This window comes from Dictyobacter formicarum (assembly GCF_016587435.1).
This window is the reverse complement of sequence record NZ_BNJJ01000020.1, coordinates 111,260-132,317: the sequence shown is the minus strand read 5'-3', so window position 1 is coordinate 132,317 and position 21,058 is coordinate 111,260. Positions and strand designations below refer to the sequence as shown.

Sequence of the window (21,058 nt, the reverse complement as noted above, 5' to 3'; positions counted from 1 at the left end):
AAGGGACGTACCTACAACTCTGGCTCTTCTGAGGGGTTATCCTCGGCGCTAATGGACTCTACATCTGCGTCTTCATTCGCCTCCGCATTCTCTACAGGGGCCCCGATCGCGACTGGTTCGTTGCTGGCACCTTCCTCATTTGTAGCAGGCTCGACTTCATCCTCCTCATGCTCAGAGGGTTTCTTGCCATTGGTGGTGGCAACCGCGACAATGGAGTCATGCTTATTGACATGCATCAGAATGACACCCTGGGTAGCACGGCCACTGACTTTGATGGTGCTGACGTCGGTACGAATAACGACACCACTGGCTGAGATGATCATCAAGTCACTGTCCTGCTCCGTTACGACGCGAGCAGTTGCCACCGGGCCAGTTTTTTCTGAAACCCTGGAGGTGATGATGCCGCTACCGCCACGATTGTGACGTGGATACTCCTCAACCGGCGTGCGTTTACCGTAGCCATACTCCGTGACAATCAGTAGCTCGCTATCTTCCTTTACCAGGTTCAACGAGACTACCTTGTCATCCTGGTCCAGGCGGATACCACGGACACCGCCGCTGGTACGTGAAGCCAGGCGTAGATCATCGACACAGAAGCGAATCGCCTGGCCTTTGCCTGTAATCAGGAGCACATCGTCTCCAGTGCGTGCCATTTTGGCTCCGATCAGCTCGTCATCTTCTTCCAGATTCATCGCGATCAGGCCCTGGCGTCGGACGACTTCAAACTCGCTCATTGCGGTCTTCTTGACTTCGCCCTTTTTGGTGGCCACAATCAGCACATCGCGATTGATACCCTTAGGTACCGAGACGATGGCGGTAATGCGCTCACGCTGCTCGATGGCGATCATATTGATCAGGTGCTCACCTCTGGCTGTGCGGCTTACATCTGGCAACTCATACGCTTTTAATTGGAAGACACGGCCCCGGTCGGTGAAGAAGAGCAGGCTGTCATGAGTATGAGTGATCAGCAAGTGACGCACGGTATCATCTTCTCGGGTGACCATGCCGGTCACGCCACGACCACCACGGCGTTGCGCGCGATAGGTGTTAGAAGGCAGGCGCTTGATATAGCCCTTCTCGGTCAAAGTGACGACCACTTCCTCATTCGGAATCAGATCTTCATGCTTAAAGTCTCCGACTTCATTGGCATCGATCTCTGTGCGTCGTTCATCGCCGTATTTTTCTTTCAGCTCTTTCAGGTCATTTTTGATCAGCTTGCGAATCTCATTGATATCGCTCAGCAGCACATGGTAGTAGTCGATGTGCTGCAAGACATCTTTGAGCTCGTCTTCGATCTTCTGGCGCTCCATAGAAGCCAGACGGGCCAGGCGCATATCCAGAATAGCTCTGGCTTGCTCTTCGGACAGGCCAAATTGTTCACGCAACTGGGTCAGGCCATCCTCGTAAGCGGACCGTGATGAGCGAATGATATTAATGACGGCATCCAGGTTATCCAGGGCGATCTTTAAGCCCTCCAGGATATGTTTGCGTGCCTCAGCCTTGGCCAGCTCAAAGCGCGTGCGGCGTGTCAGCACAGTTTCACGATGCCGGATATAGTGGTACAGGAACTTCTTTAGCGTGAGCGTCTGCGGCTGTTGCTCTACCAGTGCCAGCATGTTGGTATTGAAGGCTGTCTGCATGGCCGTATATTTAAACAGCGAATTCAGCACACTATCCATATTGGCTTCACGCTTCAGGTCAATTACCATGCGCATGCCCTGGCGATCCGACTCGTCGCGTACCTCGGAGATGCCATCGATCTTTTTATCACGGGCCATCTCGGCAATTTTCTTTACCAGGTCAGATTTGATGACCTGATATGGTAGCTCGGTCACAATGATACTGATGCGACCGCGCTCGGTCTCTTCAGCGTGTGTACGCGCACGAATCACCACGCGACCGCGGCCATTGGCATAGGTATTGCGGATACCTTCGCGGCCCTGAATAATACCGCCGGTTGGGAAGTCTGGACCGCGAATAATGCGCGCCAGTTCTTCGGTGGTGGCTTCTGGATTATCGATCAGATAGGTGATGCCATCGCAGACCTCATTGAGATTGTGCGGTGGAATATTGGTAGCCATACCAACGGCAATACCTGTTGAACCATTGAGGAGCAGGTTGGGCAGGCGCGCTGGCAAAACAACAGGTTCAGTGGTCTGGTTATCATAATTGGGCTCAAAATCGACGGTATCTTTTTCAATATCGCTCAACAGCTCGTCCGCGATCGCGGCCATTTTAGCCTCGGTATAACGCATAGCGGCGGCTGGATCATCATCCTGTGAGCCAAAGTTGCCCTGGCCAAGAACAAGAGGATAGCGCATCGCCCATGGCTGAGCCATACGAACAAGAGAAGCGTACACGGCTGCATCGCCGTGGGGGTGGTAACTCTTCAACACCTCGCCAACGGTACCTGCGCACTTACGAAATTGTCTCGTTGATTGCAGACCCATCTGGTCCATAGCATAGAGCACACGACGATGAACAGGTTTCAGGCCGTCTCGAACATCTGGGAGCGCACGTGCCACAATTACACTCATTGAGTAGTCGAGATAGGCTCCTGTCATTTCTGTAACGATATTGACTGGCTTTACATTGCCCGGTTCCATAAAAACATCCTCACCAAAAAGTAAGACATAGCCTGAAGGCGATATCGGGTTGAAGCATTGATATAAGCTGCTTGGAGGGGTCTTAGAAAATTTGATCCTACCTGCTCTATTATAGCACATTGGGCGCATATTTACGAATTTTTATAGGCTTTTAGCAGGTTCTTCTCAGCTGGTATGCCGACCCAATCGGATGGGCGAAGCTGCCTGGTTGACACCTCTTTTTCAGGCAAACTGATTACTGTGAATGGTTGAGTTAGTGGTGGTATTGAGAGTCGCGATCAAGCAGCGTTTCCGATTGCTGTTATAGCAGTATGTGAATTTTTTAGCTGGCATATTACTATGGATAGTGCGGTGTACAAACATACGATTTTGCCTGCAAAGACCCTATGTTTTATAAAAAACCTGTGGTATGATTAAATGCAGGAATGGAATTTACGGGGAAATTTCAGCGCTGTTGCTTTCTCCGGTTGTGTAGCGCCTGCGATTCTGGTGATATTGGGGAGATTTAGAAATATATGTCATTACCATTCACGGAACAACAGTGCTTCTTTGTCGCTATCTTGATCTTTATTGTCGCCGGATTTCAACGTGGTTGGCGGCGTGAGCTTGTTTCACTGGTGTTTATCTTATTAGCGACCTTCCTCGTCCATCAAGATACCAGCAATGCCGTTGGATCTTTCATAGGCCGTTTGCCTGCTGTAATTGGCTATGCTGCTGGTACCAGCCAGACCCAGACAACCTCGGTAGGAGGCTTTTTAGGTGGACCATTATGGTCCTTGATTATTTTTGCTGCTATGGTGGCCCTGGGCTACTATATAGGAAATAAAGCTTTCCCTCGACCATACAGTCCTCATGAACGTTTTATAGGTATCGTGCCCGCGGTCATTTCGGGGGCTTTTGTGTTGGGTTATTTAAGTAATTACTTTAAAACAATTGGTGGCCGTTCAACTGTGTCGGTTGATGTTCAATCACCTGATCCCTTAAATTACGTGGCGATTATTTTCTTTATTGCAATAATTGCCATTGTGGTGGCGGTGATTGCCTCACGCAGGACAGCTGCCAAAAAATAGAGGAATGGTGTTCCGAACACCATGCTGACCGTTGAGGTGACTGAATGGCTGAAAAACCCAAAAAAACGACCACGACACTGCTGGGAAACCCCATAAGTTCGGTACGACGTCGCTTTAGCTTGGCGCCATTAAGGCGTGGATCTGATCGGCGCTGGCGATTTCCCGGGCAGCAGCCGGGCGAGAATGTATTGATGGTTGTACGTAGACACTGGTGGTTTTTAATGCAGCCGGCGTGGCCATTTTTGCTTTCCGCCCTGGCGATTATTGCGGTTAGCTTTACCGCTGTGACCTATCCTGCTTTTTCATCTCTCTGGATTATACTGGAGATTATGGCTATTGTGGCGACGCTGGTGACTGGCGTGTGGTTCCTTTATCGGCATCTGATTGGCTGGTGGTATGAGACCTATATCATTACTGATCGACGCATCATCAATGCGCGCGGCTTATTAGAGCCTACACGCCAGCAGACTCCCATTGAAAAGGTTGAGCAGGTTGGTATTGGCATCGACACGATGCCCGGTCACCTGCTCAACTTTGGCACGGTGCATGTATACCTGGCCGGTGGTGATCTATATATCCGCGAGGTGCCGAGACCCAAGGCCGTCCGTGATGCTATTCTGGGTATATCGACCGAGATCAAGGCGAAAAAGCCAAAGCCTCCAACTCCCCCTGAGCCGCGCGATCCCCAGCTAGCGGCTGTTCTCAAATCGCTGGCCAAAGGAAAAGAAGTTCCCAAATTGCCCAATGCGGATGAGGATCTTCCGCCTATTCGTGGTGACAATGGGCGTTTCCTGGGACCACGTCGCACTTTTGGCGGCATTTTGCGCCTACCTTGCGATGTACGCTATGTTTCAGGCGAATATACTGTTATGTATATCCAGCGTTCACAATATGTGCTGTGGCGCAACCTGGCGCTACCGCTGAGCTTGCTAGTGCTGCTGGCTCCTGTTACCCTGTTTGCTCCCGGAACCGGCCTGATTCCCTATTCCATCTGGCAATACTGGTGGACCTTCATGGGGATGGTGCTCTTAGGCTTGTTGGTGGCTATCTTCCTGATTTACACCAATTTCGTCGATGACGTCTATATTCTCACTAATCGCCGCATTATCGATATTGAGCGCCACTATGGTCTTTTCTTCGAGACCAGCCTGGAAGTGGAATATAAGAGTATTCGCGATATTCGCGTGAAAGTGCCTGGTGTGCTTGCTCGTTTCTTTGATGTGGGACACGTCTACATTGAAACGCCCGGCAACAATCCTGACGTGATACTTTCCTATGTGGACCATCCTTTTACGTTACAGGATGAGGTGCTGGGCATCAAGTCGCACAAAGAAAAAGCTGATGCCGCGAAGCGGGAGAATGAAGAGAAGCACGTTTTATATAACTGGTTTAGTACTGTGGTTAGCAAACTGGAGGAGACCGATCAGCGTGTTGGTGCCCCCAATCTAAAAAACCTGGATCTATTCGATGCGATGGGCTGTGCTAAAGAATATGGCCTGGATGTGGTTGTGCGGGGCGAAGCGGTTGATAGTCCCAATATTCCGCCGGGGCTGGTGATTCAGCAGAGTCCCCCTCCCGGTACTGTTATGGAGAAGGGAAGTCAGATCGAGATCGTTTTGAGTAAACGGCCAACCCTGGTAGATTCCATTTAATGTGCGCCTGAGCTGTTTTTTTCTATAGGGCAAAACGAGCGACATGTCGCTCGTTTTGCCCCATAGAATAAGTCATATATTTGCACCTTTGGTGCGCCAATAAATGTAACTATGTTTCCGCACCTCTGGTGCTCACATCTACCACTTACCTGCGCGCACCAGCAGGGCGACGCTCTCAATGTGATAGGTCTGAGGGAACATATCTACTGGCTGGGCTGAGACCAGGCGATAGCGTCCACCAGAGCACAGGGTAGCGATATCGCGGGCCAGCGTGCTGGGATCACACGAGACATAGCAGATAGCGCGTGGAGCCATGGTTTGTAGTGCCTGCAGCGCCTTGGGATGGCAACCAGCTCGTGGAGGATCAACCAGGGCAATATCGATACGCTCGCGCCGATAGTGCAACTGATTAAGAATACGCTCCAGCGTTCCTTCCAGGGCCGTAATGTTATTCTGATTATTCAAAGCGCAGCCAGCGCGCGCATCCATGACTGCACTGGGTTGTGACTCAACGGCAATCACGCGGGCGCACTGCGAGGCCAGGAAGGTTGAAAAGAGTCCAACGCCACTGTAACCATCCAGCACTACCTCATGGCGTTGTGGCTCAAGAGCCGCCATTGCTCGCTCAACCAGGACCGATGTCTGGATTGGATTGACCTGGAAGAATGAATCCGCTGAAATACGGAAACGCCTTCCCAGCACAACATCCGTCAAGAATTCCTGTCCGACAAAGACGCGTCCATAACGTCCACCGACGCGCTCAATAATCACCCCCACAATACCCGGTGCAATCGTCATTAACTCCTGCGCCAGTTGATGTGGGTTCTCCATCATCGAGCCAGGGCGTGCATTTAAAATGAGCAGGGTTGGCACTGCCTTGACGGCGTTGGGTGCGATACCCGTGGCGGAATTGCTGACCGCCCCAATGGCACCGCGAATGGTTACGCTTTGCAGCATCTGACCGAGAGTGTCACCAAAATAATCGATCAGTTTCCGGCGTACTAATTGATAGACCTGGTCCAATGCAGGATGCAATAGGCCACACTCTTCCAGGTCCTGCACATCATGGCTATCGGTCAATTTAAAACCGATCTCGCCCGCCGTTCCCACCGTAAATACAGCATAATTACGATAATGCCAGGGTGGAACGTTGGCTGGCATACCAATGGTTGGATGAACAAGTGCGTCTGGCTGTTTGCCAATGCGAACCAGCAATTGACGCACAATATGAGCCTTCCAGGTCAACTGTGCAGGATACGCGATATGTTGCCACTGGCATCCACTATCGGTAAGTTGTGGATAAGCCGGTTCGACCCTCTCAGGAGCAGGGCGAAGGATTTCCAGGAGCTCTGCACGTGCATGTCCGCGCCGTTCCTCAACAATCTCTACGCGTACCCGTTCACCCGGAATTCCTCCAGGAACAAACAAGACGCGTCCCTCATAGCGGCCTACGGCGTCTCCTCCGTAGGCAAGGTCTGTAAGTTCAACATCAATACTCATGTTCACCTCGGCGGCACCTGACGACAGGTTCTGTCGTTAATGTCCGCCCCCTCTTTCCAGCGTTTTTGTGTCTTTCAATTCTTACTACTACATAGCCCCAACAATGGAGTCTCGCATGTTGAAGGATACCGATAAATAATTGAGCATCAGCTCATAGCAAGCAGAAGCATCCTTGCATGTGTGCCTGATTTTACCAGGAGAGCGGTTGTTTCGGAGAGCCATAGAGCCGCGTCCCAAAGCGACTTAAAAAGACTGCCCCGACCCCCAGAATCCCTACTCCAATATTGACGACCCAGCCAATGTAAGGCAACGATCCAAACAGAGCCAGTATCGCCATACCAACGCCGATTTGCACCAGGCGCGTATCGTAATGAGGAAGAATGCGCTGCACGATCCAGTTCCCGATAATCCAACCAGTGGCAACCAATCCGAGTGCCCAGGCTGCAATGAGTCCGACTGCGACCAGAATTGCCAGCGGAATAGGAATGATAAGTGCAAGCAAGACAGCAAAAATAGCCGGTGCAAGCAGAATGCTTAGCAGCCCCAGGGCGAAGCTTCGCCGCGCCTTATGTTTTATCGTCGTTAGAACCATCATGACATGTTCTGGTAACAAGGTGGTAAGTAACATCCCCAACAAGACCCATGTCACAATATACCAGAAACGAAACTGAACTCCCGCATCACTTCCAAGCATGTCAACGACGCCAGTTGGACAGCCAAAGTAGCTTCCATGAAGAAGTAAGTTGGCTTCTTTGTACCGTTGACCTCCACAAACATGAATGTCTCCATTGACGTGTGCGCCAGGGGAAAAACTGAGGTTGCCACCGTAAAGGGTCACGTTCCCGTCGACCCCACCATCGATAACCATATTTCCACCAATGACCATCACGTCGCCTTTGACTTCACCATGGATGGTGACATTACCCCCGAATGAAGTCAAATCTCCACATACCACGTCTCCTTTACTCACCACTACAGCACTTCTGAAACTGGGTTTGCGTTGTTCCCCAATGCAGTCCTCTTGAGGCTGAGCCGCCTGTGCTACCAGGTGATCATTTGCCCCATGTGCCGATGCCGTAGGAACGCCAGTTGTTAGTGCCTCTACTCCACCGCTTATCAAGAATGCTGCTAAGAGTACAAGACCCGGCAGCAAGAACATGAATCGTTGTCTTCGAGAGACCTTTCGCATACTAGAACCCCCTATCATGGTCACCATCTGACCATGACCTTCGCTGCTTACGCTTCTTGTGGAGAGCGCATCAGGCGAAGCCACATCCCCATCATGACGACCACTGCGAATGCAAGCCCTGACAGCAGCAAGTTATCGCGAGTGACGAGGGTTAACCCGGTTTGGATATATTCACCTAGCACAATGCCTGCGTCAATGACACCATTGAAGAGGGAAAGTGTTTTGAGTGCAAGATCAGTTTGAAGAATCGTCATGACCAGAAACAAGAGTGGAATGCTGCTCAATGTGAGGAGGCCTAATGCAGCGCTAACAGCGCCAGCAGTGCGCATACGTGCCACACGCGACTGCTGCCGTTGGCGCAGATCCTCAAGCTGATGGGTAATCTGCTTTTGTTGCTGGATTGCTCGCATGATTTGATCGGTTGAAACGCTGGCCGGACGTACCAATGAGGTTTCGGATTGACGAACACGAAGACTTGACGAACCAAACATGGTATCTATGCGTTGCTGCTCTTGCACAAAAGCATAGCAAGAAGCACATCGGGCGAGGTGCTCCTGGAGTGCTTTGGCGTGCGACGCTTCCAATTCGCCATCACGCTGAGCGCTCAGCCATTTTTTAGCGTCGCGGCAGCGCATCGATTGGTCCCTCCTCATTGGAAGTTTTTTGTTGCATATAGCGGGCCAATAATTCGCGAGCACGGTGTAAACGCGCTTTTACCAGAGCCGGCGTTAATTTTAACGCGTTGGCGATCTCTTCATATGAAAAATCATACCAGTAACGCAGCACAATGACTGCCCGGTATTTACTCGGCAGGCGTTGCAAATACGTTTGTATTTCGTCCTGCTGCTCACCCTGTAAAGCTGATTGCTCAGGGCTGACACCTACATCCACAATCCACTCTAAAAAAGGTACGTCTTCGAGTGGTAAGGCCAGGAAGCGTCGTCGACGCAGTTGATCAATAGCCAGGTGGGAAGCAATCGAAAGCAACCATGTACTGAACTTATGCGCAGATTTATATGTAGCGAGCTGTGTATAGGCCCGCACAAACGTTTCCTGCGTCACATCTTCAGCTTCCGTGACATTCCCGAGCATACGATACGCGAGATTCTGTACGGCATCTTTATAGCGCTCAACAAGCGTAGCGAAAAGGTCATGTTCGCCATTGAGTACCAGTTCGACGAGCGCTGCGTCGCTCATCGATTCCACAATGGCACCCGACTTCGTCTTGGTGCTGGCCACACTAGTATTAGCAATACCCTGTACACCCGCTGCACCTGTTAGCGTTCCACTACTCTGGCTACGACGTGTTTTACGCGCCGGCTGCGTGATCGAACCAGCCCCCATCCCTCCCAGCATATTTGAAGCGTTTACAGTTGATTCTAGCATTTGTCACCGCTCATTTATTCTTAAAACTCGATTCAGATCATAAGAGGACGAATATACTGCGTCTTCTATGCTCATTTACGAGCAGCGACTAAAAAAGTTGTAATCTTCTGTTGAAGTGTAACACTAGTAGGTCACTGGTGGCAAGAGGAAAGTACCTTCATGCAGTCTTTTTTACCCTTTTTTGTGACAATAATTTCATTATTTCACAGGGAATCACGCCACTTATAGCCAATACACCATTATTTTGTGAACATATATTCATTTTTAAGCGCACTATGTTCATAAAAGACCTGATGGCTTTAACCGATAGGCTGAACTACTGAGGCTTTCTTCTTTTCGTCAGCACTACGCCTGAGATCACAACTGATTGTCCACTGCTCATTCTCTAGCAGATCTGTATCGGAGTAAACAACAATTTCTATTTCCTATATCGTATAGACGTAATAAATTGTCTCAATCAAATTATAATAACAAAAACTCTTCCCGAATTTGTCCCTTACCACTCGAAACATATCGTTTCGGGAACAGAAAAAACACCTCTGAGGCGGTAGCGCCATGATGGGAACATTTTTGTGGTTGAGGCACGTTGTGAAGCGCTTGTAGAGAAGAGTGGGGCGAGAGGGAGTCGAACCCTCACGTCCTTGCGGACAGGAGATTTTAAGTCTCCGGCGTCTACCATTCCGCCATCGCCCCGAATTTGGTATATTGATAGTACCATGCTTCAGCCTACGCGTCAATCACTTTTGGCGTGAGTTTTGGTGTTTCTGAAGATCATTATGTTTTTTTACCTCTTCCTGTCGGGTCGTTCGCTCTATTTTACCTGTTAGATAACACAAGAAATAGTGGTGCCTGTCTTCTTGGTTTTGGGCTTTCTAGTAGAAGATACTAGTTTCTTGCCTCTAATATTGACGAGGGCAGGTATCTAGGGCATAATACGAGTCGTGCAGGAGTGAAAAATCGTTCATATATAAGGAATCAACCAGGTATAACCACTATGAGTAACGGCACAGAGAGCAAAAATATGTTCCCCGACCAGCTGGTGCGGGGTAGATACGATGTTATTGTTGTAGGAGCCGGTCATGCTGGCTGTGAAGCCGCACTCGCCAGCGCTCGTATGGGTCGCAAGACACTGCTATTGACCATGAATCTGGACAGTGTGGCTTTGATGCCCTGCAATCCGTCGATGGGCGGTCCGGCCAAGGGCCATTTGATCAAAGAAATAGACGCTCTGGGCGGCGAGATTGGTCGCAATACCGATCGCACATTTATACAAATACGCATGCTAAATACCAGTAAGGGCCCCGCTGTACAAGCTCTGCGTGCTCAATGTGATAAACAGGCTTATCGCCTGGCGATGAAGTTTGTGTTAGAGAGCCAGCCCAATCTAGAGCTGAAACAGGCAACCATTGCACAACTGCTTAGCTACACCGGCAGCGATGGTCGACCGGTGATGACTGGTGTCGTGACCAATAATGGCTGGCGCTACGAGGCTCCTTCAATCGTTCTGACGACGGGTACCTTTATCAATGGTCGGCTAGTAGTTGGTGAAAAGACACAGCCAGGCGGCCGCGCTGGCGAGGGCCCGGCCCTGGGTATCTCCAATTCCCTGCAGGCATTGGGGTTGGAGGTACGGCGCTTTAAGACCGGAACTCCACCGCGTATCGATGCCCGGACCGTTGACTATAGCAAGACTGAGCCACAGCCGGGTAGCCGCGTGCCACTCTACTTTTCGCGCGACCGTGCGGCTCACGAAGATGTTCAACTACCAGGTGGACGCCCGAATCCTGTTTATCCCGTGACCGGTGAAGATTTGCATGGCTGGCGGCCTCAGTTGCCCTGTTACCTGGTACGCACGACCGAACGGACCCACCAGGTTATCCGCGATAACTTGCATCGTTCTCCCCTCTATACGGGTGTGATCGAGGGTATTGGTCCCCGCTATTGCCCTTCGATCGAGGACAAAATTGTACGCTTCGCGGACAAAGTTTCGCACCAAATTTTTCTGGAGCCCGAGGGATGGCGCACCGGTGAGATCTATGTGCAGGGAATGAATACCAGCCTGCCAGAAGATGTGCAGTTGGATATGTTGCATTCGATTCCCGGCCTGGAGCATGCCGAGATGATGCGTGTCGGGTATGCGGTTGAATATGATTATGTGCCACCCGATCAGTTATTGCCGACGATGCAGACCAAACCGGTAAAAGGACTTTTCCTGGCCGGTCAGATCAATGGGACTTCTGGCTATGAGGAGGCGGCGGCTCAGGGTATTATGGCTGGCATCAATGCAGCGCTGGCTGCGGCTGGTGAAGAGGCATTTGTGTTGGGACGCCATGAGGCCTATATCGGGGTGCTGATCGATGATCTGGTGACGCGACCTATGAGCGAGCCCTATCGCCTGCATACCTCGCGCGCCGAGCATCGTCTCTTGCTGCGTCCAGATAGCGCCGACTTGCGCCTGAGCGAGCATGCCTATCGTCTGGGTCTGATTGATGAAGAGCGCTACTTCCAGGTGGTGCAGAAAAAGGCCGCTATTGCCAGTGCGCTTGCCCGCCTGGATAATGTCAGCTTTACTTCTTCTCGGCTGGTTGAGACCTGCGCGCAAGAGATTGGTATTGCACCACTTGGTCAGATGATGAGTGGGCGTGAACTACTACGTCGACCGGAGGTGTGCTACCAGCAGGTTGCCAGGCTGGAGCAACGCGTCGAACAGGAGCGGGCCGCCAGCGCCGAAGATCCTGCCGCTTTCGTTGGATCCGCACAACTACCACTCCTCGAAGTGGACGCTGCTGAAGAGGTAGACTTGCAGGTCAAATACGAGAACTACATCCGTAAGCAAGAGCAACTGGTACGCCGCACTCAACGCCTGGAGGAGATGCGTATCCCTGACGCTATCGATTATCAGGTCATTCCTCATCTACGTACCGAGGCGCGCCAGAAGCTTATGCGTACCCTTCCTCGCACTGTGGGACAGGCTTCGAGGGTAGAGGGCGTAACACCAGCGGACATTGCCATCCTGATGATCCAATTGGAAAAATTACGCGCATTAAAGGTTTCATCTTGACACTACACGCATTGAACGTGTAACATACACACATATTACTCATTAATAATGTATCAATACGCAATAGAACCAGAGGTGTGTGTTTCCCCCCTACATACACCAATGGTTCTTATACGCTCATAAACTGTTAAGTACAGGTGCCTTCGCAGGCACCATACATCGGGTTAAGCCTGATGCCCGTAGGTTCTCTATAATGCTGATTTCCATGGCCTTACCATCTATTGAGAGTTAATCTACAGGGGGTGCACGGCAAACTGAGGTATCAAGAAGAGGGGAAAACTGTGTACATTCTTGTCGTTGATGACGATCGGTTTGCGAACACGCTGGTGCAGTTCGTACTCAGTAAAGAGGGATACGAAGTCGAAACAGCCGACAACCCGCGTGGAGCCATGCAAATGATTCAAAAACGTGAACCGGATTTACTGATACTTGATGTTACTATGCCCTATATTAGTGGCTTCGAGTTTTCAGAAAAATTGCGCTCAGAAGGTTACGAAATTCCACTTATTTTTATGACCGCCCAGGATACGATTGAAGCAAAGCTACATGGGTTTAATATTGGTGCAGATGACTATATCTGTAAGCCTTATAATCACCAGGAACTGGTGGCTCGTGTACAGGCAGTCATGCGGCGTATCAAGAAAAATGGAAAAGTGGGTAATCAAAGTATTCGTGGGGGAGCGATCGAGCTGTTTCCAGCTGAGCTGAAAGTTGTAGTGGGGGGACGTGCCCCAATTACTTTGACTCCTACTGAGATGCAGGTGTTACGAGTTTTGATGGCCAGTTCTGGTCAGGTAGTAAATAGGGACCAGTTACTGGCTGATGTCTGGAATGATAATGAAAATAATAGTAACATCGTAGATGTATACATACGTCGTTTACGTATGAAATTGGAGGTTGATCCCGATCGGCCTCAATACATTGTATCAGTGCGAGGTATTGGATATAAGTTTGTTGTGAAATAGGGGGAAAGGTTGGGGCCAGGTTGCGGAAGCGTATTCAAAAACAAGCACAAGTCGAAGAAACAACTGATCTATCTTTACCGATGACATCTGATTTGCCTGTGGTGGGAAGTAATGATTGTAAAGCGATCAGCACTTTGGCGCAGCAGCGACATCGTGTGCTAGACGCTGCTATCCTTACTACTTCAGATGCTATTGTTGTACTCACGCCAGATTTCCACATTGCTTATCTAAATCCTGCCGCGGCGGCTACTCTTAAAGAACCGGTAGAGCATACGGTAGGGAGCCGTTGTACAGAGGTGTTGGGCTGCAAGAACCTCAATCGTATGGCCCTATGTGGCACCTCAAGTTGTCCCCTGGTGCGGGCGCTGGAGCAAAAAAGTCCTCTACCCAACGAAGAACTTATTTTGGGGACAGATCCCAATCATCTGTATGAGGTATCTGCCAGCGTCAATCCGATCACTTTAGACGATAAATCCTCTTATGTCGTTTTTTCTGCCCGCGACATGTCCGCGTTAAAGGTTGCCAATCGGGTGCGCTCGAATTTCGTTTCGATGGTCTCACACGAGCTGCGCACGCCTTTGAACTCGGTGCATGGTTTTATTGATTTGCTTTTGCAGGGTCATATGGGCGAATTAAATGAAGAGCAGCGCATGTATCTGGGATATACCCAGGAGGGGGTGCAACAGCTGATCTCGATTGTTGAGGATATCCTGTTTATGACGCGCTCCGATCTGGGGCAGTTTGAAGTGAAGCAACAGGAGGTGCACCTCCTGAGCCTGGTGCGCCAGGTGGCACGCAGTTTACAGCCACAGGCATTAAAGGCCGAGGTGGCCTTACGCCTGGATATCGACTCGAATGTGCCCGCGCTATATATTGATCCTCAACGCATCAAGCAGGTATTAAATAATCTGGTGGCAAATGCTATTAAATTTACGCCTCCCGGTGGTATGGTTACGATCAGCGCCCGCCAGCACGATGATCACTTTGAAATGATCTCTGTCTCTGATACTGGCTATGGGATACCATTTGAGGACAGCCATCATGTGTTCGAGCGTTTTTATCAGTCTAATCATAGCCAGCAATCTAAAATGGGTGGCTATGGATTGGGCTTGTCAATTGCGAAACTGATTGTAGAGCAGCATGGTGGCACCATTGGCTTTGATACTGTGGTTAACAAAGGTACCACCTTCTACTTTACTGTGCCTTTGTATCGTGACCATGAGCAGTTTTAGCGTCGTCCAGCCCGGGTGGGTAAGAAGAGCTATGACCAGAGGCTCATCTGCTGCCCCTGCTCATCTGGCGGCTCGATCCAGGTATTATCCTTTGAAAGTTTGTCGGCCTGGCGTGTTGGTTCCGGCAGGCGATAGCCTTTGCCGCATGCCAGTACATAGCGAATGCTCGTCTCCAGACTGATCAGGTGCCCAGGCGAAATAAACATTGGATTGACACGCGTGCGTGTGCGTACCACGGCACCAATCGTCTCTTTGCGATATGTGAGAGGAACCCAGGAGCCCGCTTCTTCACCCAGCGCTTCTTTATCGTACTTGCCGGTCAGTAACGACTTGGCGCAGCCTATTGTTGGGATTTCTAGCCAGAGTCCCAGGTGAGTAGCGATCCCGATGCGTCTTGGGTGGGCGATCCCCTGACCATCCACCATCACTATATCGGGACGCTGGCGCAATTGCTCAAAGGCGCCGATTACGCTCGGGGCCTCACGAAAAGAGAGTAGCCCTGGTACATAAGGCATCCGGATCGGCTCTTCGTAAACGTGTCGCTCGATAATTTCCAGATCTGGATAACTGAGGAGCACAACGGCAGCCCGGGCCGCGTTGTGTTCTTCGTTGATCGCCATGTCTACGCCGGCAACATAGTGTATCTCTCCAATATGATCTTCCAATACAACATGTTGAGCCAGCTCATGCTGTAATGCAATCGCTTCTTCAGGGCTCAGGTTCCAATTATGTAAAGGGGGACGCGGCATGTTTGATATCCTTCTCTCTACCGTATCGGAATATTATCTGGCTTCGGCGATAAAAATCATGCGTGGGCTTTCCAGGTTGAATGGACCCAAGTCATGATCGCCGTATACATCTTTTACGACGAAGCCGGCTTGTTCGAGCAAGAGTTCCATCTCACTTCGTTCAAACAGGTACAGATGGGTGGTAACAACTGTGCGCTGTACCGTGCCTCCCTGCTGATGCCGATCATAGAAATGCGTGAGTTCAAGTTGATGCTTTTTGGTAGCGGAAGCTGGACTGACAAAATGGGTAAAATAGCTACCATCTTCATGTTGCCAGCTACCCTGATGCAGTACCTGCCCGGTTAGCTCTTCCATATAGCGCGCATCGGCGTTGCTGATATCTACAATGAATGTAGCGCCAGTACTCAGATGGGACCGCACGGCCGCCAGCACTTTTTGCTGCTCTTTGCGCGTGGTGATGTGGGCAAAGGAACCAAGGGCTATAAAGGCCAGGCGAAATTTCTGCTTGAGCTGTAACGCACTGATATCCTGCTCTACCAATGTACAGCGTGCCGCGACTCCAGCCTCCTGCAAGGCTTCACGTGCTAGCTCCAGCATCTTGCTCGAATTATCTACCCCGCTCACTTCATAGCCTTGCTCGGCCAGGGATAGCATGATGCGGCCACTGCCGCAGGCCAGTTCAAGGATTTTTCCTCCGCAGAGCTCCGCGAAGTTATTATACATATCCAGGTCTTCATCAAAATGGGCATGCTCGATATCGTAAAAAGGAGCAATAAGATCGTATTCAGCGTTCATTGATCTGTCTCTATTCCATAGTGGCGCCAGTTACGAAACCACCGACTGTGTTCGCTTTATCATATCACCTGCTTGCAAAAAGCTATAGTCTGGCTGTGCTTGGGCCACGTCAGGGATTACCTGGATTTTCCTTGAGTGGATTCCAGAGCGGGTAGGGAATGCCCGCCAGGCGATTAATGGCGATCGCCTGCAGGGTGAGCAAGCCAACTGCGATCATGAGTAGGATCAATTGTGGGGGTTTGGTTAGAATACCCAGCGAGATAATCAACGTCGTTGCGCCTGCTGGAGGGTGTGGCGACTTAAAGAGTACCATCAGGCCCGCCGTCAGGCCTAGAGAAAGGGCGGCGGCAATGACGCGTGGCCAGGTCATTCCTACACTCAGGGCGGGGCCCGCCATTGTCAATCCAGTAACGAGCAGGCTGAAATAGCCTGCCAGCACGCCGATGGCATGTCCGATAATTGTATTGCGTGGCGAAGCACTGGGCGCACGTGGTGTATAGAAGAAAAGAAACGCGGTGGGGCCGAGCGAGGGAAAAATAAAAGGCGAATTCGTGATGAGCGCCAGGATCGACATCAATCCAATGCTGATGCAGCCATTGATAAAGCTGAACAATGCCAGCACACGGACCTGAGCGTAGTGTTGTTCCAGCCAGGGCAGGCGCAGACGCACGAGCAGACCCTTTAGAATGTCCGCCATTTCACCACCGATGGGATGTTCGGCATCTATACGGCTATAGCGCTGGTCACGTCGATCCGCCGCTTGTTTTTCTAGCTGGTCGCCAGTTTGATTGCTTATAGTTCCTGGCTTATCGGTTTCCGGCTCCATATTTCCACTCCATTTGCATATAAAGTAGACACTCCTCTTTGATGCTACTAATGACCTTCAATGCGCCGCCGTGGCCAGAAGGTAATCAACAGCGCCAGCGCAAAGGTTACACCACTGGCGATGGTCAACCAGCCCAGGTTAGCGGTGCGCCCGGAGAGGAGTTCGTATAACGCATCGGTGACGAGCCAGAGCTGCGCAATCACGATGATAGCCAGCAGGAAGACTTGAGCCTGTACAATCGCGATCCGTCCCTCCAGGCCCAGAAAATTTGGACCCGGCATGGGTCCACGGGACCCGATTGGAGGTCGCCGCACTGTTGGATCATCTGGATTAGCTTTCCGGACGCGCGGGACTGAATTGTGGGTATTCATCGCTCTATCTCCTTGATGGCATAGATGGTTCCATTTTGCCGGGCCAGCTGTATTAATGGCAATGGGCGTGTTGGTGGGCCCGCCAGCACGTTGCCGGTGGCCGCATCGAAGAAGCCTTCATGACAGGGACAATGCAGTTTGCCATCGCCCTGATAAAGTACCGCACATGAAAGATGTGTGCAGACATCGCTGTAGGCGACCAATCCATGCCCTGGCAGATTGATCAGGATACCCTGCATGTACTCGTCGGGATAGTTAAAGACCTTCCATTGATGCTCTGCAAGCTCGCCCTCTTTCGCGATGGGGATGGCCGTTACATTGGGATTTTTAGGGAGCGCTCCTAGTATGGCAATCGCTCCCGTGGCCAGGAATAGTGCGCCTGAACCTGCGAGGAGGAAGCGCAGCGTATCGCGTCTCGTAACAATTTCATCTTCGTTCCAGGGATAAGGGAACTCTTTGCGCCATTCCTCTTCAGGTGTACTGGGCGGCAGTGCATTGTCAGCAGGTGTCCGGGCTGGCTGGTCCATTTCTTTCACCATTTACATGCTCCTTTTGACATTTAGATGATTTAGCTCTCACTCTGTGCTGGAACTGGTGAGGGGGCAGGCGTAGGAGAGAGCGGCTGCAGTGGTGTCCACGGCGAAGGTTGCGTTTCGCGCTGTGGAATGCCCGCGGTCTCCGCATTAACCCAGGACTCGGCATATTGATTGGCCGTCGCCGCTGGCAGATCCGCGTGCAATCCCATATCGGCTTGCTCGACCAGCGCCATCAGATCCAATTCATCCTCCTGTTCACGCATGGTCACATAGTTGCGTGTCTGGACGCGCTGCCGTCCAAAATAGAAGGTATTGACCGGTTTAGCGCCTTGCTGGCCCCGGCCTGCCGCCAACCACTCCTCATAGGTACCATAGAAAATAGCCTGCGTTGGACAGACGGTCGCGCACATCGGACCTTTTCCCTGGCTGGTGCGGTCATAGCAGAGGTTGCATTTCTGCATATAGTGTCCGGCACGATGAAACTTGGGGACGCCAAAAGGACAGGCGTAGCCACAATTTTCACAGTAGATACAGCGCGTTTCGTCTGCTGATTGCACTACCCCATCAGGGCTGACCAGAATGGCCTGCGCAGGGCAGACCTGTGCGCAGGGGGCCAATGGATCTTCACAGTGCATGCAGAGCGTTGGCGATGAGGCAACCGTGTTGTGTCGCTCCACATAATCGATATAGATCATGCTCTCGCCTTTGTGGGTATCGCACTCGCGGCATGCAGCTACACATGAACGACAGCCAATGCAGCGTGAAGGATCTAGAAAAATTCTCTTTACCGATTCAGCCATGCTATCATCCTTTCTCTAGCGCAGGGTTGGATTAGCTTGTGCCTGTGCCGCAGGTAGCTCATGCCGCTTACGCCCCGCTTCCAGCAGCGCCTGTGTATCTTCATCATTGGCCCAGGCTGGTTTTTGCTCTGCGCGCGTCGCTGAGGCCGCGCAAACTTTGTATTCGGGTATCTTCATCATTGGTTCCAGCACCGGATTTGTAAGCTGATTGGCGGCTTGTGTATGTCCATAGTGATATGGGATAAACAGCGTATCAGGTCGGATCGAGCGCACAACCAGTGCCGGAGCGGTCAATTCACCGCGCCTTGAGCGCACCGTCACCCAGTCCCCATCGACCACACCCAGCCGGTTCGCCGTCTGCTCATGCATTTCCACCCATGGATAGGGAGCCTGTGCCTTGAGAAATGAGACGCGCCGCGTCTGATTGCCAGACAGATAATGATAAATGACGCGTCCGGTGGTCAGCACCAGCGGATATTCCTCGTCCGGCTCCTCGGCAGGTGGTGCATAAGTGATGGGATGGAAGCGCGCCTTCCCATCGGGGAAGCCGAAGCGTTGCTGATACAGGCGTGGGGTACCTGGATGTTCCGCATCCGGGCAGGGCCAGAACACGCCATTTTGTGCATCGATCTTCTCATACGTGATGCCCCAGTAGTCCGATTTAGCTCCCCGCGTGCAGAGGCGCAATTCATTAAAGATATCGCGCGGCGAATGGAAGTCGAAGTACTGGCCCTTGCCCAACCGGCGTGCCAGATCGCAGACAATCTCCCAGTCGCGCCGGGCTTCTCCCGGAGGCTCAACGGCCTTGTTATATTTGATCACGCGCCCCTCAAGGCTGGTTGTGGTGCCTTCATCTTCGGCCCAGCTACTTCCAGGCAGCACGATATCGGCCAGTTCCGCGGTTTCCGAAAGGAAGAAATCAGTCACGACGAAGAGGTCGAGTCCGCGCAGAGCTCGCTCAACCGTATGTTGATCTGGCAGCGAAACCATTGGATTCGAGCAGATCATAAAGCAGGCGCGAATCTCTTTGCGCAGCATGGCCGGAATCATCAGAGTGGCGGGATAGCCTGAGTGGGGCAGATCTTTCTCTTCAATGCCCCAGACCGAGCTAATATAGGCACGATCCTCAGGATTGTCGACCTCGCGACAACCGGGTAACTGCGAAGCTTTTTGACCCATTTCGCGTCCACCCTGTCCATTGCCCTGTCCGGTTAGAGTGCCATAGCCAGCACCGGGTCGCCCAAAATTGCCAGTGGCCAGGGCCAGGTTTGCTGCTGTAACTCCGTTATCAACGCCTTTGCTCTGATGCTCTAAGCCACGTGCAGTGTAGATCAGGGCTGCTTTGGCGCGCCCGTACATGCGCGCGGCCTCAATTATCGCCTCTGACTTCAGTCCACACACCCTGGCAACGCGCTCAGGTGGATACTGCTCGACCAGCGCCCTGGTTTCTTCCCATCCCACGGTCCGTTCACGGATAAAATCTTCGTCGATCAATCCTTCTTTGATAATCACATGCAGCATACCATTGAGTAGCGCGGAATCGGTGCCGGAACGCAATGGAAGAAAGACATCCGCTGTGCGCGCGATTGGCGTCTGGCGCGGATCGGCCACAATGAGCTTGCAGCCTTTGTCGCGGGCTTGCCAGAGATAGCTGGTGACGATCGGAAAGCATTCGCCAACGTTGGCCCCGATGACAAAAATGCAATCGGCGTGCAGCATATCGCTGATGGGATTGGCGGCCCGATCGATGCCCAGCGATCTCTCATTGGCTCCGGTGGCTGAGGACATACAGAGCCGCCCATTATAGTCAGTGTGGCGCGTTCCTACAGCTACGCGGGCAAACTTACCCATCAGGTAACATTTCTCATTAGTCAGTGAGGAACCGCTGTAGATCGCCACTGTATCTTTGTCATATTGATTCTGGAGCTCCCGGAAGCGCGTCGCGATCGTATCCAACACCTCATCCCAACTGGCCCGTTCCAGAGGACTGTCCTTGCCGTGGCGGCGCATTAATGGATGGGTCAGACGATCGGGATGGTTGACTGTCTGATACGCGGTTGATCCCTTGGGACACAGCATTCCGTGATTGAGCGGGAAGTCGGTACGCGGTTCAACTCCGACCACTTTGCCGCGCGCCACTTTGAGATACATTCCACATTGCACGCCGCAGTAGCAGCAATGGGTTGGCACATAGCGATCAATCTCTTCATCTGATTTCCAGGGCGTCGGTGACGGTTCACCAGTGTGGTAATCAAACACCTCTGCCTGACGCTGGCGACGGCGGAAAATCCCTTTATCAACACTCATGGCTGTTTTCCCT

The 21,058-nt window shown here is 51.6% G+C and carries 16 protein-coding genes, 1 tRNA gene and 1 pseudogene; 5 read left to right on the top strand and 13 right to left on the bottom strand.

The window, feature by feature from the left end; all coding sequences use genetic code 11:
- Positions 1-11: 11 nt before the first annotated feature.
- Entirely contained in the window at positions 12-2,606 is a 2,595-nt protein-coding gene (gyrA, locus tag JMI88_RS29295; protein WP_201365500.1) for a DNA gyrase subunit A, read from the bottom strand.
- A 515-nt stretch (positions 2,607-3,121) separates the two neighbouring features.
- Between gyrA and JMI88_RS29290 the strand changes: the two genes are divergently transcribed.
- Together JMI88_RS29290 and JMI88_RS29285 are read left to right on the top strand one after the other, a co-directional pair.
- A complete protein-coding gene (locus JMI88_RS29290; protein ID WP_201365499.1) occupies positions 3,122-3,676 on the top strand; it encodes a hypothetical protein in 555 nt (184 codons plus the stop codon).
- Positions 3,677-3,720: 44 nt separating this feature from the next.
- Complete coding sequence (locus JMI88_RS29285; protein WP_201365498.1) at positions 3,721-5,328, top strand: PH domain-containing protein; 1,608 nt, start codon at positions 3,721-3,723, stop codon at positions 5,326-5,328.
- 138 nt (positions 5,329-5,466) lie between these two features.
- Here the strand turns inward: JMI88_RS29285 and rlmD are convergent, their stop codons facing one another.
- The 5 genes from rlmD to JMI88_RS29260 form a co-directional block, all read right to left on the bottom strand.
- Positions 5,467-6,828: a 23S rRNA (uracil(1939)-C(5))-methyltransferase RlmD gene (rlmD, locus tag JMI88_RS29280; protein ID WP_201365497.1), complete on the bottom strand. Its 1,362-nt coding sequence runs from the start codon at positions 6,826-6,828 to the stop codon at positions 5,467-5,469.
- A gap of 190 nt (positions 6,829-7,018) precedes the next feature.
- Positions 7,019-8,017: a DUF8173 domain-containing protein gene (locus JMI88_RS29275; protein WP_201365496.1), complete on the bottom strand. Its 999-nt coding sequence runs from the start codon at positions 8,015-8,017 to the stop codon at positions 7,019-7,021.
- 47 nt (positions 8,018-8,064) lie between these two features.
- Positions 8,065-8,652: an anti-sigma factor family protein gene (locus JMI88_RS29270; RefSeq protein WP_201365495.1), complete on the bottom strand. Its 588-nt coding sequence runs from the start codon at positions 8,650-8,652 to the stop codon at positions 8,065-8,067.
- Positions 8,633-9,403: an RNA polymerase sigma factor gene (locus JMI88_RS29265; RefSeq protein WP_201365494.1), complete on the bottom strand. Its 771-nt coding sequence runs from the start codon at positions 9,401-9,403 to the stop codon at positions 8,633-8,635. Before JMI88_RS29265 ends, JMI88_RS29270 begins: the two co-directional genes overlap by 20 nt.
- 610 nt (positions 9,404-10,013) lie before the next feature.
- A tRNA-Leu gene (locus JMI88_RS29260) sits at positions 10,014-10,096 on the bottom strand.
- Between the two features lie 301 nt (positions 10,097-10,397).
- On the opposite strand from JMI88_RS29260, the gene mnmG reads away from it, so the two are divergent.
- From mnmG to JMI88_RS29245, 3 genes are all read left to right on the top strand, one after another.
- Positions 10,398-12,464 carry a tRNA uridine-5-carboxymethylaminomethyl(34) synthesis enzyme MnmG gene (gene mnmG / locus JMI88_RS29255; RefSeq protein WP_236023115.1) on the top strand — a complete coding sequence of 689 codons (2,067 nt, stop codon included), beginning with the start codon at positions 10,398-10,400 and terminating at the stop codon, positions 12,462-12,464.
- Positions 12,465-12,745: 281 nt separating this feature from the next.
- On the top strand, positions 12,746-13,429 hold the full coding sequence (locus tag JMI88_RS29250; protein ID WP_201365493.1) for a response regulator transcription factor: 684 nt from the start codon (positions 12,746-12,748) through the stop codon (positions 13,427-13,429).
- A gap of 20 nt (positions 13,430-13,449) precedes the next feature.
- Positions 13,450-14,661, top strand: coding sequence for a sensor histidine kinase (locus JMI88_RS29245; RefSeq protein ID WP_201365492.1), 1,212 nt, complete (start codon positions 13,450-13,452; stop codon positions 14,659-14,661).
- Positions 14,662-14,690: 29 nt separating this feature from the next.
- Here the strand turns inward: JMI88_RS29245 and nfi are convergent, their stop codons facing one another.
- From nfi to fdhF, 7 genes and pseudogenes are all read right to left on the bottom strand, one after another.
- The gene (gene nfi, locus JMI88_RS29240; RefSeq protein WP_201365491.1) at positions 14,691-15,410 is read right to left on the bottom strand and encodes a deoxyribonuclease V; all 720 of its coding nucleotides are present in this window, start codon (positions 15,408-15,410) and stop codon (positions 14,691-14,693) included.
- A 33-nt stretch (positions 15,411-15,443) separates the two neighbouring features.
- Positions 15,444-16,205 (bottom strand): class I SAM-dependent methyltransferase, encoded by a 762-nt coding sequence (locus JMI88_RS29235; protein ID WP_201365490.1) that lies wholly within the window; start codon positions 16,203-16,205, stop codon positions 15,444-15,446.
- A 109-nt stretch (positions 16,206-16,314) separates the two neighbouring features.
- Entirely contained in the window at positions 16,315-17,031 is a 717-nt protein-coding gene (locus tag JMI88_RS29230) for an HPP family protein (protein ID WP_201365489.1), read from the bottom strand.
- A 47-nt stretch (positions 17,032-17,078) separates the two neighbouring features.
- Positions 17,079-17,402 carry a hypothetical protein gene (locus tag JMI88_RS29225; RefSeq protein WP_201365488.1) on the bottom strand — a complete coding sequence of 108 codons (324 nt, stop codon included), beginning with the start codon at positions 17,400-17,402 and terminating at the stop codon, positions 17,079-17,081.
- Positions 17,399-17,941, bottom strand: coding sequence for a QcrA and Rieske domain-containing protein (locus tag JMI88_RS29220; RefSeq protein ID WP_201365487.1), 543 nt, complete (start codon positions 17,939-17,941; stop codon positions 17,399-17,401). Before JMI88_RS29220 ends, JMI88_RS29225 begins: the two co-directional genes overlap by 4 nt.
- 275 nt (positions 17,942-18,216) lie before the next feature.
- Positions 18,217-18,738 (bottom strand): annotated as a pseudogene (locus JMI88_RS29215) (4Fe-4S dicluster domain-containing protein); the annotation flags it as partial.
- 15 nt (positions 18,739-18,753) lie between these two features.
- Positions 18,754-21,045: a formate dehydrogenase subunit alpha gene (gene fdhF, locus JMI88_RS29210; protein ID WP_201365485.1), complete on the bottom strand. Its 2,292-nt coding sequence runs from the start codon at positions 21,043-21,045 to the stop codon at positions 18,754-18,756.
- Between the last annotated feature and the right edge of the window lie 13 nt (positions 21,046-21,058).

Excerpts from the sequence above, each read along its gene's own strand:
- gyrA (WP_201365500.1), bottom strand. The coding sequence starts at position 2,606 with ATGGAACCGGGCAATGTAAAGCCAGTCAATATCGTTACAGAAATGACA.
- JMI88_RS29290 (WP_201365499.1), top strand. The coding sequence starts at position 3,122 with ATGTCATTACCATTCACGGAACAACAGTGCTTCTTTGTCGCTATCTTG.
- JMI88_RS29285 (WP_201365498.1), top strand. The coding sequence starts at position 3,721 with ATGGCTGAAAAACCCAAAAAAACGACCACGACACTGCTGGGAAACCCC.
- rlmD (WP_201365497.1), bottom strand. The coding sequence starts at position 6,828 with ATGAGTATTGATGTTGAACTTACAGACCTTGCCTACGGAGGAGACGCC.
- JMI88_RS29275 (WP_201365496.1), bottom strand. The coding sequence starts at position 8,017 with ATGCGAAAGGTCTCTCGAAGACAACGATTCATGTTCTTGCTGCCGGGT.
- JMI88_RS29270 (WP_201365495.1), bottom strand. The coding sequence starts at position 8,652 with ATGCGCTGCCGCGACGCTAAAAAATGGCTGAGCGCTCAGCGTGATGGC.
- JMI88_RS29265 (WP_201365494.1), bottom strand. The coding sequence starts at position 9,403 with ATGCTAGAATCAACTGTAAACGCTTCAAATATGCTGGGAGGGATGGGG.
- mnmG (WP_236023115.1), top strand. The coding sequence starts at position 10,398 with ATGAGTAACGGCACAGAGAGCAAAAATATGTTCCCCGACCAGCTGGTG.
- nfi (WP_201365491.1), bottom strand. The coding sequence starts at position 15,410 with ATGCCGCGTCCCCCTTTACATAATTGGAACCTGAGCCCTGAAGAAGCG.
- JMI88_RS29235 (WP_201365490.1), bottom strand. The coding sequence starts at position 16,205 with ATGAACGCTGAATACGATCTTATTGCTCCTTTTTACGATATCGAGCAT.
- JMI88_RS29230 (WP_201365489.1), bottom strand. The coding sequence starts at position 17,031 with ATGGAGCCGGAAACCGATAAGCCAGGAACTATAAGCAATCAAACTGGC.
- JMI88_RS29225 (WP_201365488.1), bottom strand. The coding sequence starts at position 17,402 with ATGAATACCCACAATTCAGTCCCGCGCGTCCGGAAAGCTAATCCAGAT.
- JMI88_RS29220 (WP_201365487.1), bottom strand. The coding sequence starts at position 17,941 with ATGGTGAAAGAAATGGACCAGCCAGCCCGGACACCTGCTGACAATGCA.
- fdhF (WP_201365485.1), bottom strand. The coding sequence starts at position 21,045 with ATGAGTGTTGATAAAGGGATTTTCCGCCGTCGCCAGCGTCAGGCAGAG.